This window comes from Streptomyces sp. NBC_00557, assembly GCF_036345995.1.
Lineage (GTDB): Bacteria > Actinomycetota > Actinomycetes > Streptomycetales > Streptomycetaceae > Streptomyces.
In genome coordinates, this window is sequence record NZ_CP107796.1 from 5,665,588 (window position 1) to 5,679,321 (window position 13,734).

A 13,734-nucleotide genomic window follows, 5' to 3' on the forward strand; every position below is an offset into this window, starting at 1 on the left:
TTGCGAATAAGATATATGTAATCCCATTCGCGGGGCCGCAATTCACCAAGGAGGCAAGCAGTGCAGTTCATCACCACGTCAGGCGGCGACGAAGTTGCCGTCATGGACGCCCGTGAGGCGCTGATCATGGAAGGCGCCCTCTCGCTCTACGTGATGAAGAACCCCGACTCCAACGTCGCGATCGATGCCCTGCGGGACTTCTCGCAGCTGAACGAGGCCCGCGAGGCGCGCATGGATGACACCGCCGAAAGCGCCTGCGGCTGACCTGGGTCGAAGTGTGAAGTCGCCCTTGTCCTCGATGGGGTTGATCATCTGCACGCCAGCCCGCAAGATAGGTGACATTCTTGAAACATGTCACCAGGGGGTGGATATGGCAGCCGTCCAGGACGAGATACCGGGCCTGGTCATCCACGCCGTGCGGCAGCCCGAAGGCCAAGCACCGTCGATCCAGGCCCAGTTCGAGACGTTCCACCAGCTCAACCCTTGGGTGCTCCGCGCTCTGGAGGCCCTGACAGCCGACTACCTCAAGCGCGGCTCGAGCCGCATCGGCATCGGGATGCTCTTCGAGGTCCTGCGCTGGCGATACGTCACGGCGACCGAGGGCGACGAGTTCCGCCTCAACAACAACTTCCGCAGCCGGTACGTCCGGCTCCTCATCGAGCGCCACCCCGAATGGGCGGGCGCCTTCGAGGTCCGCAGCTTGCGGACCGACTGACTTCTTGGAGAGAAGAGTGAGCGACGAACAACCTGCCGAGCCTGCCACCGTCGAGGGCGCGGTGGTCGAAACGGACAAGGCGGCACAGCCCGTCGTGCGGCCGAGCGCCATCGTCCTGCGCGCCGATCAGGAAGAGTTCGACCACAAGCAGCTCTCGACACTGAACCTGATCAGCCCCGGCCTGGCCAGCGCCCCGCGCGGTCACCTGGCCATGTTCTTCCACTACTGCGTCCGCACCGGCCTCGACCCGTTCGCGCGGCAGATCTACATGATCGGCCGCACCAACTGGAAGGCGGCCGACAACCCCGACGAGCCCGAGAAGACCTGGACCATCCAGACTGGCATCGACGGGTTCCGCACCGTCGCCCACCGGGCGGCGGCGAGGGCCGGGGAGTCCATCTCCTACGAGGACACCGTCTACTACGACTCCGAGGGCAACGCCCACGACGTCTGGCTGTCCAAGGCGTACCCGGCCGCGGTCAAGGTCACCGTCGTGCGCGGCACCGCGCGCTTCCCGTTCATCGCCCGCTGGGACGAGTTCGCCCCGACGTACTACGACCGCAAGCAGGGCGCCTACGTCGTGGCGAAGATGTGGCAGCAGATGCCCGCCCACATGCTGCGCAAGTGCGCCGAGGCCGGGTCGCTGCGCATGGCCGCGCCGCAGGACCTGTCCGGCGTGTATGTGGACGAGGAGATGGAGCGGGCTGACGCCGAAGCCGTCGTGCGTGAGGCGGAGGAGGCCACGCGGCGCCTGCGCGAGGCCGCCGGTCTCGAAGCGGGCGACGGCGACGGCAAGGACGAGCCGGCCGACGAATCGGCGACCGCGGCACAGGACGCGAGCGCGGCGAAGCCCGCGCCGACGAAGCGGGCGCGTCCCGCGAAGAAGTCGGCTGCGGCGCCACCGCAGGACGCCGACGTCGATTCCGGCGAGGCCCCGACACCGGCGAAGCGCGCGCCGCGAAAGCGTGCCGCCGCGACCCGCCGCGCCGCCTCCTGACCCTGCGACACCGGGTGCCGCCGCGCCAGCGGGCGGCACCCCCATCCTCTTGGAGAAATTCGTGACCACCCTGTCCATCACGCCCGAGCGGCCCGTCAGCCTGTGGCCAGCCGCCCATGCGGCGGACGCACGCCGTCCCCGCTCCCAGCAAACGAAACTGGGCGCCAGCGACACCGTGTGCGCACGCCGTGCCGGATACCTCCTGCACGGCCGACCCCCGACCGACACCGGCGAGAAGCGCAAGGCCATCCTCGGCACCTGGCTGCACGCAGGGATACTCGAAGCGGCCCGCGAGGAGTACGGCTGGCTCGTCGAGCGCCAGGTCGAGGACCACACCGTCCGGGGCCACATCGATGCCGTCCAGCTCGACAGCACCACCGCCGCCCGGCTCCCGAAGCGGCTGCGCCCCGCACTCCCGGCCGAGGCGACGACGGTCGAGGACGTGAAGACCAAGAGCACGTACCAGTGGGACAGCGTCCTGCGGTACGGCGCGAGCGAAGCCGAACTGCGGCAGGTCTACCTGTACGCCGATCTGCTGCGCACCGAAGGATTCGCCGGCGTCCGGGGCCAGCGGCAGCTCGCCCGCCTTGGACCTGTCCCGGTCACCCGCATCCGCTTCCGGTTCATCAACCGCGACAACGGCGACGACCACGTGCAGGAGATCGCCTACGACGCCGAGCGCGCCCGCCGGGCCCGCTGGTGGGTCCAGCAGGTGCGGGCCGCGGCCTCCCCGGAGGAACTGCCGCGCACCTTCCAGGGGCCGGGCATCTCCGCGATCTGCGACCACTGCCCGTTCCGCACGGCGTGCTGGGGGCCGCTGGTCGCCGGCCGCTCCCCGCAGAGCCAGCTCATCCACGACGACGAGGAACGCGCCAAGGTGCTGGCCGAGTACGCCGAGGTCTCCGAGCAGATCAAGCCGCTCAAGGAGAAGCTGAAGTTCCTGCGGGCCAAGCTCGACGGCTCCGAGCCGGGCGTCTACGGCGACAACGTCCTGAAGTGGAGTGGCGGCAACCCGACGAAGGTAGATGACGTCGAGGCGATGGTCGCGCTGTACCGCCGCGCTGGTCTGCAGGTGCCCATGGTGCCGGACGCGGCGGCGATGAAGGCGACGCTCAAGGAGGTAGGCATCCCCGTGCCCACGCGCCTCGACCACGACCGGCGCACCGCGGTGAGCATCAACGTCACCGCGTACAAGAAGCCCTGACCGCGCCACCCGGCGGGGGGCGGGGCCGAGATGTGCCTCGTACCCGCCCAACACGGCAGGAAACGGACGGAACACGGAGAGGTGCTGGTGAGCATCCAGCTGATGGTGGTGGCCGCCTACCTGCCCAAGGAGGTGATCAACACCACCCAGAAGTTGGTCCTCATGAAGATCGCGGACTCGGCCGACGATCAGACGCGGCTGGCCCGGCCGGGCTTGGAGCGGATGATGGCCTGGGCCGGCGTGGGGGAGAAGCAAGTGATCACGGTTGTCACACAGCTCGTCGGCCTCGGCCTGGTCGAACGGGTCTCGGTCGGCCGCGTCGGACGCCGCGCCGAGTACAGGGTCTTCCCGTACGGTGTGCCGCCCATCCCATCGACGGAGGAGCTGATCGAGCGGCGCCGCGCGGCGCAGAGCGCACCGACGAATCCCCGGCTGGCCCGCAAGACCTCCCGCCGCAAGCCGTCCTCGGCGGCCCGCACGCAGCAGGACGTCGTCGCTCGTGAGGAGGCGCGCGCGAGCGAGGGCGCCGAGGCGGAGCGAGGATTTCCCCAGGGGAACGTGCCGGACGCAGGGTTTCCCCACGGGAACCCTCATGAGTCTCAGGGCAGGGTTTCCCCAGGGGAACCCAGTGGGTTGCCGCAGGGAAACCGAGCGGGTTCCCCTGGGGAAACCCCTTCTCTTCCCCCTTCTTCCTCTTCTCTTCCTCACCCCCCTACCCCCACGGCTGACGCCGCAGGGCAGCCGGGCGCGCCGCGAGGGGAGCAGTCGCGGGTGCGCTGTCCTAAGCATGCTGAGCCGGTGGGGAACTGCCGGGGGTGCGGTACGAACCCGCGTGCCGGGCGGGAGGAAGCGCGCCGCGAGGCGGCCGACCGCGAGCACCGCGAGCAGCAGGACTGGCTGCGGGAGTTCTTCGCCGAGCAGGAGCGCCGTGTGGCCCAGACGGACCCGCAGGCGTTGGAGATGGCCCGCCAGAGGACTCGGGAACTGGCGCGCATGGGGCGGGAGAAGATGGCCAACTCCCGGCGCAAGCAAGGGGCTTCAGCAGATCAGCAACATTGACGCCTCGGTGTTCGCTATTAAGATATAAGTAGGAGTTCGGAACTGGCCGAACTCCACGACCTCTTGGAGACCATCAGTGACCGACACGCTCACCCCTGCCCCCGACGTCTACGTCGTGGTCGCCGAAGTGATCCACGGCCCCGTCGTCGCCCCCCGGCTCGGCAGCGGCCTCTACTGCTCGGCCGAGTGCGCCGAACACGGCGTCCGTGAACTCGTCGCCGACCTGAGCAAGGAGGAGAGTGGCAGCGGCTTCGTCCTCCCGTACCGTGGGCGCGCGATCGGCTGCGTCGTCACGCACGGCGGGCGGATGTGGGCGGTTCAGGTCCTGGCCAGCAGTGAACTGCCCCCCGTCTGACATTTCCTTCACCTGAGATAGGTGACATTTTTCAATGACCGGCGAGATCCCTGTCCGCCCGTCATTGCACACACTCTTGGAGACCAGACCATGACCACCACCATCGCGGCCCTGCCCGACCACAACCTCCTCAGCGACCCGCTGTGGCAGCGACTGTTCCACGCCTACCGGCACGTCATCACCCCCCTGCGGTACGCGGGCCGGGTCACCGACCTGGAGACCAGCGGCGGCCAGTACCACGTCCGCGCCGACCTCGGTGACGGCACTGAGCTGATCATCGCTTCCGAGGACGGCCTTCCCGCCGACCCCGCCGAGGTGAACGGCTGGCACGCCCTGCGGCAGCACACACAGGACCCGGACCGCCACACCGTCCTGTACGACTCCACGCCCAACGGGCCGCAGCGCCACCACGGCAACACCCTCATCCCGCTGTTCGCCCGCATCGACGGCCTCGACGCCCCCCGCCGCGCACCCCAGCTGATCGTCTCGGCCACGCACACCTCGCCGTACGGCGCGAACCACAACCAGACCGCCGGAATCGAGGGCCCGGCCACCGCCGTCGCCCGCTTCTCAGAGTGGTCGAAGCGGCTCACCGACCACGAGGGCTATCGCCGCGTCTGGCAGCGGTCCGAACGCGACGGCTACCCGCTGGCGCTGTTCGAAAGCGCCGGACACATCACCACCGTCCGCGTCACCGCCAGCGATGGCTGACCGGCCGCGCCGCGCACTGCGCCCCACCGGGGGCGCGGACCGGTGATCTGGCTGCTGATCGTGTGCGCCCTCGTCCTGCTGGGGTTCACCGCCCTCGGCATCGAGGACAGCCGCCACCACCGCGCATTACGCGCCCGAGACCAGTCCTGACCGAAGGCCGCCCGGCCCAGCCGGGCCGGGCGGCCCCGCCTCCTGGAGACCCACCCCGTGCCCCGATCCATCCACCTGCTCTGCGGGGCGGGCGGAGATGCAACCGGCCTGCTTGAAGCCGGATTCGAACCCATCCTGGGCATCAACCACTGGCAGACCGCCGTCGACACCTTCGAGCTCAACCACCCCACCGCAGCCGCGCGCTGCGCCGACATCCAGAACTACCCCATGCGCTGGCTCCCCAAGGCCCTCGTGCTGTGGGCCAGCGTCATCTGCACCGAGATCAGCCCCGCCGGCGGCAAGAAGCGCCCCGACCCCGTGCAGGACGCCCTCTTCGAAGAAGAGGAGCAGTGGCGCGAACTTCCGCCGGAAGCCTTCGAGATGACTCGGGTGACCGCCTGGTGCGTGCTGCGCGCCGCCGAGGCCAAGCGGTTCCCCTGCGTCGTCGTGGAGAACGTGGTCGAGTTCGTCACGGACTGGATCCTGTTCCCCGAGTGGATCCGCGCCATGAAGAAGCTCGGCTACCGGGTCCAGATCGTCTCCGTGTCCTCCGCGCACATCGGCTCGGAGACCAACCCGTACGCCCCGCAGTGGCGCGACCGTGTGTACCTGGTCTTCACCCTCACGGGCGTGCGCCGCCCCGACCTCGCGCCGCGACCGCTGGCGTACTGCGTCGAGTGCGGGCGGGACGTCAAGGCGCGCCAGAGCTGGCGCGACCCGCGGGTGAAGGTCGGCAAGTACGGCGTCCAGTACGACTACCGCTGCCCGAACACCCGCTGCGGCCACGCGCTCGTGGAGCCGTACGTCCGGCCCGCCTCCGACGTGATCATGTGGGACGACATCGGCCAGCGGATCGGGGATCGCGCCAAGCCACTGGTGCCCAACACCATGCGGCGGATCGAGGCCGGGCTGGCGAAGTTCCCCTACGACCCGTCTGTCGTCACCCTCACCCACGGCAAGGACGGCACCGACCGGGCCTTCGCCCCGCACACCCGGCCGCTGCCCACCCGCACGGCCAAGCTCGGCGAAGCCCTCCTGGTACCGGTTGGCGGCTCGTGGAACGACACCGCCTCCTCGGCCGCGGAGCCGATGCGTACCCGCACCACCCGCGAGAGCGAAGCCCTTGTCACGGTGGACCCGTTCATCGTGGAGTTCCGCAACAACTGCGACGCCGCGCCGATCGACGCTCCACTCAGCACCATCGCCACGGCCCGCCATCACGGCCTGGTCGTGCCCGACGGTGACATCCGCTCGCGGGCGCGCAACACGCTGGTCATCCCGTACCGGAAGGCCGCGCCGAAGACGACGGCCGGGCCGCTGCACACCCTGTCCACCCGCGACTCGGCGGCCGTCCTACGCAGCGCGCCCGCCATCGAGGACTGCTACTTCCGGATGCTCCAGCCACGCGAGCAGCTGTCGGCCCAGCGGTTCCCCGGGACCTACGAAGTCGTCGGCTCCAAGGCCGCCCAGACCCAGCAGGCCGGCAACGCCGTGTCGGTGAACGTCGCCCGCTGGATCGGCGAGCGCCTCAAGCCCGTCCTGGCCTGACCCACCAAGAAGAAGGAGTACACCGTCATGACCCCTGTCACCTCCGAGCAGATGGCCGTCCTCGCGCAACAGCGCGCGGAGCTGGACGCCGAGCGGCGCCTCATCCAAAAGGCGCACTGCCTGGCCGTCCTTGACCACGTTGCGGCCAAGGTCCGCCAGGCGTGCCCAGAGGCCGCGTACATCGGCGTCGCCTACGACGGCAAGACGCGGGAGCTGGACCTGCTCGGCGTGCTCGGCGAGCAGACCAGTCCGCTCGGCGGCCTGCCCTGGGTCTGGGAGGCCAGCGACGAAGAGCATCCCCTCGCGGAGCTCGCCATAGAGATCGAAGCTGACGTCGAGACCGCCCTGGAGCCCTACGACTCCCCGGCCTGGGCCACCGTGCGACGCAACAGCGCCAGCGACGGAAACCTCTGGCTGGTGGAGCTGCCCCCGCTCGACCGGGCCGCGCGCATTGCCCAACTGGTGCGCGAGCACCATCCCGTGGCCACCGCAGTCGTCATCGACGGCCGAAGGGGAGGCCGGATCATCGAGGTCTTCGAAGGCGTCGCCGACAACGGCACGCCGGTCCGTGCCCCGCGCCCGAAATGGCCGGCCGCCTGTGACACCGTCCTGACTCGGCTTCTGGGTCAGGTGCTCGCCCTCCCGGCTCTGGCCGACCGGCACCTGATGCCCCTGCCCGGTGACTACGCCCACCCGTACGGCGTCAGCACCAGCGATCAGGTGCGCCTGATGCCGCTGCCGCCGACCGCTTAGCGCACGGAGGAGGAGCAGATGAGCGGCAACGGGTGGGTCGCTGAGGCCCCCTGCGCCGGGGATTCCCGCTTCACGTCCGAGGAGACGGCGGCCGGAGCCCCGACACAGCCGCTGGTCCTCCAGCTCCTCTCCGTCTGCCAGGTCTGCCCGTTCCGATCGCAGTGCATCGACTTGGTTCTGCCCAGCCAGAGCCTCTTCGACGGCGTGTGCGGCGGGCGACTCTGGCGTAACGGACAGGCCCTCGCCGCCTGCGAGGGCGCACGGCCCGGAGAGTTGCGCGAACGCGGGCGCCGCCCAATCACCCACGGCACCGAAGCCGGAGCCCGTGCTCACAACCGACGCGGAGAGCCCGCCTGCTCCCTGTGCCGGGAAGCCGGACGGCTCGCCCAGCAGGCCCGCCGCGCCCGCAAGCGCGCTAACTCCTCGGACGAGAAATAGGTGACATCTGTGAAAAACGAAGAAGCAGCTTCTCCAGTCAGGGCCTGTGAGCGCCAGGAGGAATCCGGCTTCGCGCTCAGGCCCCTGCCGGTCGCCTGGCGCACCCGCACTCAACTCCTGCGGCCCAGCCCGCGAATCGAAAGGAAGACGCAGTGAACAAGGCACAGCTCATCAAGGTCGTGGCCGAGGCGATCGGGAGCCGCGCCCAGGCGACGCTGGCCGTGGAGACCACCTTCGACACCATGGTCCGGGCCGTCGCCGCCGGCGAAGCCGTCTCCATCACCGGCTTCGGCAGCCTCACCCCCGCGGTGCGCGTGGCCCGCACCGGCCGCAACCCGCAGACCGGCAAGCCGGTGCATATCGCCGCCCGCCGCGTGGTGAAGTTCCGCCCCGGCGTCCGCTTCCAGGACCTCGTCGCAGGCCGCCGGGCCATGCCCGCCTCCGGCAACTGCATCCAGAAGGACCCCAAGACCCCCAAGGCCGGCCGCCCGTAACCGCCGCACACTACGGGCCGTCCGGTCGTGTGCCGGGCGGCCCGCCGAAGGAGATCGACAGATGAACGACCGTTCTGTGGGGGTCGAGATCGACGCCACCGTGAGGTGGTTGGAGGAGCGCGGCATAGCCGGCGCTGCCGCCCTGCTGCGGCGCGTTGCCCGCCAGAGGGACGACGCCGTCCGGCAGCTCGGCCTTCGCCCCACCTCGCCCGCGTACACGCAGGGCGGTGCTGAACGCATCCGGGACCTGGACGCCGCGGCCGAAGCGGCGATGCTGCGCACCGAGCTGGCCCGCTTCCAGGCCCTGGCCGAGCGGGCCGGCTGGGTGAGCGACGCGGACGCCAAGCGCCTGTGGCGCTGGCGCGACGGCTGGTGGGAGCTGAGCTACCGCCGCCGGAACCCGAAGGACGGCTACCCCGACACCGGCTGGTACCTGTGGGGACCGCTCGGCAGCTACGACGGCGAGTGGGCCCACCGCAACAAGCGCCCAGCCATGGCCGAGGCCGACCGGCTGATCACCAAGCACCGCGCGGTGACCGGTGGGGGCGGCCGGTGATGATGATCGAGGTCATCCGGTCGGCGGGAGGTGCCGCGTGACCGCCGAGCTGCAGAGCGCCCCCGTGACCCTGCCCAGCGTCCAGGACGCGGGAGAGTGGCAACCGCGCGTCATCGGCCTCGACCTGTCGCTGACCTCGACCGGCGTCGCGGGAACCGACTGGGCGCGCGCCTACCGGCCCGGCCGGCGCCGCAGCCACGAGCGGCTGGACTGGCTCCTGACGGCCGTCGCGCTGAGCGTGCGGGACGGCGCGGACCTGGTGGTGGTCGAGGGCGCCGCGTACGCCCAGGGCGGTCAGGCCGGCCATCACGAGCTGGCCGGACTGTGGTGGCTGGTCACCCAGCACCTGTGGCGCAACGGCATTCCGTACGCCGTCGTCACGCCGCACGGGCGCACGATCTACGCGACCGGCCGGGCAAACCCCGCTCAGGACTACCCGCGCAAGGACCGGGCGCGGATCGCGAAGGGCATGGTGCGCGCGGTGGCAGTCGAGCGGTACGGCGTGGAGTGCGAAGGGCCGGGCCGCTACGACCAGGCGGACGCCACGATCCTGGCCGCGATGGGGCTGGACTGGCTCGGTTATCCCACCGTTCCGGTGCCGGACAGTCACCGGCGGGCCTTGGAAGCGGTGCGCTGGCCAGATCTCATTCCCGTGGCCGCAAATTAGGGAATTGAATTGCGGAAATTAAATGCACATTTGTTTGCGTGTACCTTGCTTTTGGGATATTTGCCATTAAGATATAAGTAACGAATTCGGGAAATGCCCGAAGAGGAAGGGGAATTGGAATGGAAACCCAGAACCACGGATGCGGCTGCGAGTGCAACAGCGGCGGCTTCTGCGGCGGCTGCGGCCACGCCGGATGCGGCGGACGCCGCTAACCATCCCCGAACCCCACCAACATCCCGCGCCCCCGGCCAACGCCGGGGGCGCACCCATACGCGCAAGCGCCTCTTGGAGAACCCGATGACCGACTACTCACCCGGAGTACGCCAACTGGCCCACGAAATAGGGCTCGACCCCGAACACGTCGCACACGCCGTCCGCGTCGCCTCACGCACCTTCGCCCGCGTGCAGGTGACCACCGGCATGAGCCTCGAACAGTTCCGCCGCCTGTTCACCCAGGACCGGCACTCCATCGCGATCGTCGCGAACATCGCCATGCGTCACGCCGGCCGCCGCGACGACGCCCAGCTCCTCATGGACGTCTACAAGGCCGCCGTCGGACGCCTCCCGTACGAGCGGCCCCCGCACACCGGCGTCGGCACCCTGCCCGAGTACCACGGCCACCCGCAGGTCCAGGAGGCCGTGCGCATCCTGACCGCCGCTGGAATGCCGCCCATCCACACCGACGGCGTCCACGAACTGCGCCCCGGCTTCCAGGTCATGCCGGACGACACCGGCCACTTCCCCGGCTGGGTGTTCATCAAGCCCGACCCCGGCGCCAAGGCGCGCACCGGCTTCGCGGGCGGTGACCTCGGCTACCTCGCCGTCATGCGCTGGGCCGGATGGGGCGTCATCCCCGAACGCCTCCCCGGCGACCTGTATGCCGCCTGCCACCCCGACCAGCGCGGCAACCCCTTCCCCGCCACCTCGGCCTCCTGACTCCGTCCGTGCCCGGCCGCACCCGCGACCGGGCACGCCCCCTCTTGAAAGGCACAACTCGTGATACTCCCCGTCGACGACGCCACCCTCGCCTCCTGGTCCACCCTCCTCGGCCTCACCGAAGAACAGACCACCGCCACCCTCGCCGACATCGAGCAGACCCTCCGCGTCGGCTACGACAACCGACCCGAGGAACTGCGTGACATGAGCTTCGAACAGCTCACCAGCGACATGGACGCAGACGAGGCAGCCCTGATGTTCCTCATCGGCGGCCTGCGCCAGGCCGGACACCCCGAAGCCGCCTACGCCGTCGAAGTCCGCGGAATCTTCGCCACGCTCCGCTCCCTCCAGCAGACCAGCTGAACCAACCCCTCCACCCGCCCACGCCGCCCCGGCTGCGCCCGCGCACCGGGGCGGCCCCATGCGCGCCCGCAGAAAGGATTCCGCCCCGCATGTCCGACGACTTCTTGCCCCGCGCGGCAGCTCCGGCCACCGCCGCGCGGCCCGCGCCCTCGTGGGTGAAGAAGCCCCCGCCCAAGTCGAAGGCGCGCCCCACCGGAAGGATCACCGCCCGCCGCTACGCCGCCCCGCGCGACCCGCACGAGCACGCCCGCAAGATCGCGGAGAACGTCCTCGACGCCTGGTACCAGTCCTTCGGCGGCAGCAGCATCGACGTACCCCTCGGCACGGTCGCCGGGCTCTGCCTGCTGCGCAACGTCCCCGGCCTGGCGGACTGGCTGCTCAACCTTCAGCCCGAACAACTCCCGCAGCTCCTCAAGGAGATCTACCTCGGCCACTGGATCAAGCGCCCCGACCTGATCAACCGCGCGATACGCCTGCACGACTGGGCCTGGAACCCAGACCCCGACAGGCAGCAGCTCCGCGCTGTCCACGCCGTTACCCGCGCCGCCATCAACACCGGTCTACTCGACCTGACCGGCCACGACGACCCCGGACAACGCGCCGAGGCCGACGTCCTCAGCCCCCTGCTCACCGGCCTGCGGCACAAGAGCGACAAGAAGTGGCGCGGCGAGTACCACACGCCGGCGTGCCTCACCGACCTGATGGCCAACATGACGCTGGCTAAGGACTTCGCCCAGCCCGGCATGTCCTTTCGGGAACCCGCCATCGGATCGGGCGGCATGTTCCGCTCCGTCGCCCAGCGCCTGCGCGACCTCGGCCTCAACCCCCACGACTTCCACTGGTACGGCAACGACGTCGACTCCCTGTCCGCCGGGTGCGCCGCCGTCAACGCGATCATCTGGGACCTCGGCCCCGGCTGCCTCATCGGCTGCGCCGACTCCCTCGCACCGGAAGACGACTACGCCAAGACCCGCGCCGAAGCCGCCGAAGCCTTCGAGCAGCGCGACCGGTACATGGAAACCGCCACCACGATCGTCGCCCACCGCCGCGCCCTCGCTCTCCTCGACCAGCTCATGCCCAGCAAAGAGACAGCCGCGTGACCGAACCCGACGACTTCGCCCGACCCAGCACGACACCGGCACCACGCCGTCGGCGTCCGTCCTTCGCCGCGCCCACCGACGAGATCGACGTGCCACCGCTCGACCAGATCGCTCCCACCCTCGAACCCCCCTGGCACAAGGAGGACACCGACACACCCGACCGCACCGCCAGCTACCACCACCCCGACGGCCACCGCCTCGGCCTCCGCATCCAGCCCCGCGGCCTCGCCATCCAGACCTGGATCACCGCTGGACCCGACCTGCCGCCGATCCCCGACGGCACCGACATCGAGCAGGCCGAAGCCCAAGCCGCGAACGACGCCCGGCTCCAGCCCGGCCGCACCTGGCACGCCGTCCTCTCCACACGCCGCAGCAAGGACCTGGCCGCCGACCTCGCCGCGCTCGTCCGCGACCACCTGCTTTCAGCACTCACCCGCAAGCCCAAGCACGTCAGCACAACCACCGACGAGCAGAAGGCTGACACCACAACCGAAGGACCCACGACATGACCGAGCCGCTGCGCATCGCCAGCCCCAGCGACTTCCTCGAACTGATGCCGTTCCTCCTCGGCTACACCCCGGAGAACGCCCTTGTGGTGCACGGCATCACCAACGTCGGCCTCGCCGGACCCGTCATGGCGCTGCCGCTCCCCGAAGACCCCACACAATGGCGCCTCATCGCAGAAGCCGTCGCCCCCGAATTCATCCACTCCACCCGAGACCGCGGAATCGACATCCTCGACGTCGTCGTCTGCCTCTACCGCACGCCCCAGCCCGGACAGAGCCCGGAAGTGACCGCACACCTCCTCGGCCACATGGCCGACTGGATGATCGACGCCTTCGTCGACCTTCGCCACGCCCCGGTCAAGCTCGTCCTCGGCATCGTCGGCAATCAGTGGTGGGACTACACCTGCCACTGGCCCGGCTGCTGTGAAGGTGACCCCCTGCCCGCCGGCGACCACCCCGAGAGCGTCACCGCCCAACTCCGCGCCCACGGCCGCATACCCGGCCGCCCCAGCAGCAAGATCGCCAGCGAGTACCGGCCCACCCACACCAACGCGGCCCGCTACCGGCGAGCCCTCGATGAGGCCAGCACCGACTTCCTCACCAACAGCCGCACTCCCAGTGGCCGACTCATCGCCCGGCAAGGCACCCTCAACATCATCGACGGGGCCTTGAAGGACCTGCGCAACGGCACTCCCATCGCTGACGAGCCCGCCGCCCGCATCATCCTCGGCCTCCAGGACCGGCGTGCCCGCGACCGCGCCCTCTCCTGGGGACCGGAAGAGGACCTGCCGTACGAGCGGCAGCTCTGGGCAGACCTCGCCCGCCGCTGCGTGCCGCCCTACACCGATCTCGCCCCCGCCCTCCTCACCCTCCTCGCCTGGGTCGCCTGGCGACAGGAGGACACCCCCACCGCACGCCTCGCCCTCCGCGAGGCCATGACCATCGACAGCGACTACCTGCTGGCCCAGCACCTCCACCAAGGACTCAACCAGGACGTGCCGATAGACCGCTTCCTCGAGGTCTTCCGCACCACGGCCGTCCAGGACCAAGCCGAAGACGAAGCCGCGCTACGCACCCTCTGACCGCCACTGTGGCCCCGGCCCGTACGCCGGAGCCGCCCCGACCCGAAACGAACCGTGATCCACACGAACGAACCGCGCGGCGCTATCGCCCGACAGGCCA

18 protein-coding genes are annotated in these 13,734 nt (G+C 70.0%); all 18 read left to right on the forward strand.

Features of this window, described 5'->3' with window-relative positions; genetic code table 11:
• The first annotated feature begins 60 nt into the window (after positions 1-60).
• The 18 genes from OG956_RS24745 (at position 61) to OG956_RS24830 (ending at position 13,634) form a co-directional block, all read left to right on the forward strand.
• Positions 61-264: a hypothetical protein gene (locus OG956_RS24745; RefSeq protein WP_330340176.1), complete on the forward strand. Its 204-nt coding sequence runs from the start codon at positions 61-63 to the stop codon at positions 262-264.
• Between the two features lie 106 nt (positions 265-370).
• Positions 371-715, forward strand: coding sequence for a hypothetical protein (locus OG956_RS24750; RefSeq protein WP_330340177.1), 345 nt, complete (start codon positions 371-373; stop codon positions 713-715).
• A gap of 16 nt (positions 716-731) precedes the next feature.
• A complete protein-coding gene (locus tag OG956_RS24755) occupies positions 732-1,712 on the forward strand; it encodes a recombinase RecT (protein WP_330340178.1) in 981 nt (326 codons plus the stop codon).
• A 61-nt stretch (positions 1,713-1,773) separates the two neighbouring features.
• The gene (locus tag OG956_RS24760; protein ID WP_330340179.1) at positions 1,774-2,916 is read left to right on the forward strand and encodes a PD-(D/E)XK nuclease family protein; all 1,143 of its coding nucleotides are present in this window, start codon (positions 1,774-1,776) and stop codon (positions 2,914-2,916) included.
• Positions 2,917-3,003: 87 nt separating this feature from the next.
• Positions 3,004-3,975, forward strand: a complete 972-nt coding sequence (locus OG956_RS24765) for a helix-turn-helix domain-containing protein (protein ID WP_330340180.1) — start codon at positions 3,004-3,006, stop codon at positions 3,973-3,975.
• Positions 3,976-4,051: 76 nt separating this feature from the next.
• Positions 4,052-4,330, forward strand: a complete 279-nt coding sequence (locus tag OG956_RS24770; protein WP_330340181.1) for a hypothetical protein — start codon at positions 4,052-4,054, stop codon at positions 4,328-4,330.
• Positions 4,331-4,420: 90 nt separating this feature from the next.
• Positions 4,421-5,041: a hypothetical protein gene (locus tag OG956_RS24775; RefSeq protein ID WP_330340182.1), complete on the forward strand. Its 621-nt coding sequence runs from the start codon at positions 4,421-4,423 to the stop codon at positions 5,039-5,041.
• Positions 5,042-5,248: 207 nt separating this feature from the next.
• Positions 5,249-6,739: a DNA cytosine methyltransferase gene (locus tag OG956_RS24780; protein WP_330340183.1), complete on the forward strand. Its 1,491-nt coding sequence runs from the start codon at positions 5,249-5,251 to the stop codon at positions 6,737-6,739.
• Positions 6,740-6,766: 27 nt separating this feature from the next.
• Positions 6,767-7,492 carry a hypothetical protein gene (locus tag OG956_RS24785; RefSeq protein ID WP_330340184.1) on the forward strand — a complete coding sequence of 242 codons (726 nt, stop codon included), beginning with the start codon at positions 6,767-6,769 and terminating at the stop codon, positions 7,490-7,492.
• Between the two features lie 18 nt (positions 7,493-7,510).
• Positions 7,511-7,930 carry a hypothetical protein gene (locus tag OG956_RS24790; RefSeq protein ID WP_330340185.1) on the forward strand — a complete coding sequence of 140 codons (420 nt, stop codon included), beginning with the start codon at positions 7,511-7,513 and terminating at the stop codon, positions 7,928-7,930.
• 152 nt (positions 7,931-8,082) lie between these two features.
• Positions 8,083-8,424 carry an HU family DNA-binding protein gene (locus OG956_RS24795; RefSeq protein ID WP_330340186.1) on the forward strand — a complete coding sequence of 114 codons (342 nt, stop codon included), beginning with the start codon at positions 8,083-8,085 and terminating at the stop codon, positions 8,422-8,424.
• Positions 8,425-8,485: 61 nt separating this feature from the next.
• On the forward strand, positions 8,486-8,980 hold the full coding sequence (locus OG956_RS24800; RefSeq protein WP_330340187.1) for a hypothetical protein: 495 nt from the start codon (positions 8,486-8,488) through the stop codon (positions 8,978-8,980).
• Between the two features lie 37 nt (positions 8,981-9,017).
• The gene (locus OG956_RS24805) at positions 9,018-9,647 is read left to right on the forward strand and encodes a hypothetical protein (RefSeq protein ID WP_330340188.1); all 630 of its coding nucleotides are present in this window, start codon (positions 9,018-9,020) and stop codon (positions 9,645-9,647) included.
• 297 nt (positions 9,648-9,944) lie between these two features.
• The gene (locus tag OG956_RS24810; RefSeq protein WP_330340189.1) at positions 9,945-10,583 is read left to right on the forward strand and encodes a hypothetical protein; all 639 of its coding nucleotides are present in this window, start codon (positions 9,945-9,947) and stop codon (positions 10,581-10,583) included.
• 60 nt (positions 10,584-10,643) lie between these two features.
• Positions 10,644-10,946 carry a hypothetical protein gene (locus tag OG956_RS24815; protein WP_330340190.1) on the forward strand — a complete coding sequence of 101 codons (303 nt, stop codon included), beginning with the start codon at positions 10,644-10,646 and terminating at the stop codon, positions 10,944-10,946.
• 89 nt (positions 10,947-11,035) lie between these two features.
• Positions 11,036-12,046, forward strand: coding sequence for an N-6 DNA methylase (locus tag OG956_RS24820; RefSeq protein WP_330340191.1), 1,011 nt, complete (start codon positions 11,036-11,038; stop codon positions 12,044-12,046).
• Positions 12,043-12,555, forward strand: a complete 513-nt coding sequence (locus OG956_RS24825) for a hypothetical protein (RefSeq protein ID WP_330340192.1) — start codon at positions 12,043-12,045, stop codon at positions 12,553-12,555. The genes OG956_RS24820 and OG956_RS24825 overlap by 4 nt, the downstream gene beginning before the upstream one ends.
• Positions 12,552-13,634 (forward strand): DUF4192 domain-containing protein, encoded by a 1,083-nt coding sequence (locus OG956_RS24830; protein ID WP_330340193.1) that lies wholly within the window; start codon positions 12,552-12,554, stop codon positions 13,632-13,634. Before OG956_RS24825 ends, OG956_RS24830 begins: the two co-directional genes overlap by 4 nt.
• Positions 13,635-13,734 lie beyond the last annotated feature (100 nt).

What these genes read in the sequence shown, in the direction of transcription:
- OG956_RS24750 (WP_330340177.1), top strand. Translation starts at nt 371, where the DNA reads ATGGCAGCCGTCCAGGACGAGATACCGGGCCTGGTCATCCACGCCGTG.
- OG956_RS24785 (WP_330340184.1), top strand. Translation starts at nt 6,767, where the DNA reads ATGACCCCTGTCACCTCCGAGCAGATGGCCGTCCTCGCGCAACAGCGC.
- OG956_RS24800 (WP_330340187.1), top strand. Translation starts at nt 8,486, where the DNA reads ATGAACGACCGTTCTGTGGGGGTCGAGATCGACGCCACCGTGAGGTGG.
- OG956_RS24810 (WP_330340189.1), top strand. Translation starts at nt 9,945, where the DNA reads ATGACCGACTACTCACCCGGAGTACGCCAACTGGCCCACGAAATAGGG.
- OG956_RS24820 (WP_330340191.1), top strand. Translation starts at nt 11,036, where the DNA reads ATGTCCGACGACTTCTTGCCCCGCGCGGCAGCTCCGGCCACCGCCGCG.
- OG956_RS24775 (WP_330340182.1), top strand. Translation starts at nt 4,421, where the DNA reads ATGACCACCACCATCGCGGCCCTGCCCGACCACAACCTCCTCAGCGAC.
- OG956_RS24830 (WP_330340193.1), top strand. Translation starts at nt 12,552, where the DNA reads ATGACCGAGCCGCTGCGCATCGCCAGCCCCAGCGACTTCCTCGAACTG.
- OG956_RS24790 (WP_330340185.1), top strand. Translation starts at nt 7,511, where the DNA reads ATGAGCGGCAACGGGTGGGTCGCTGAGGCCCCCTGCGCCGGGGATTCC.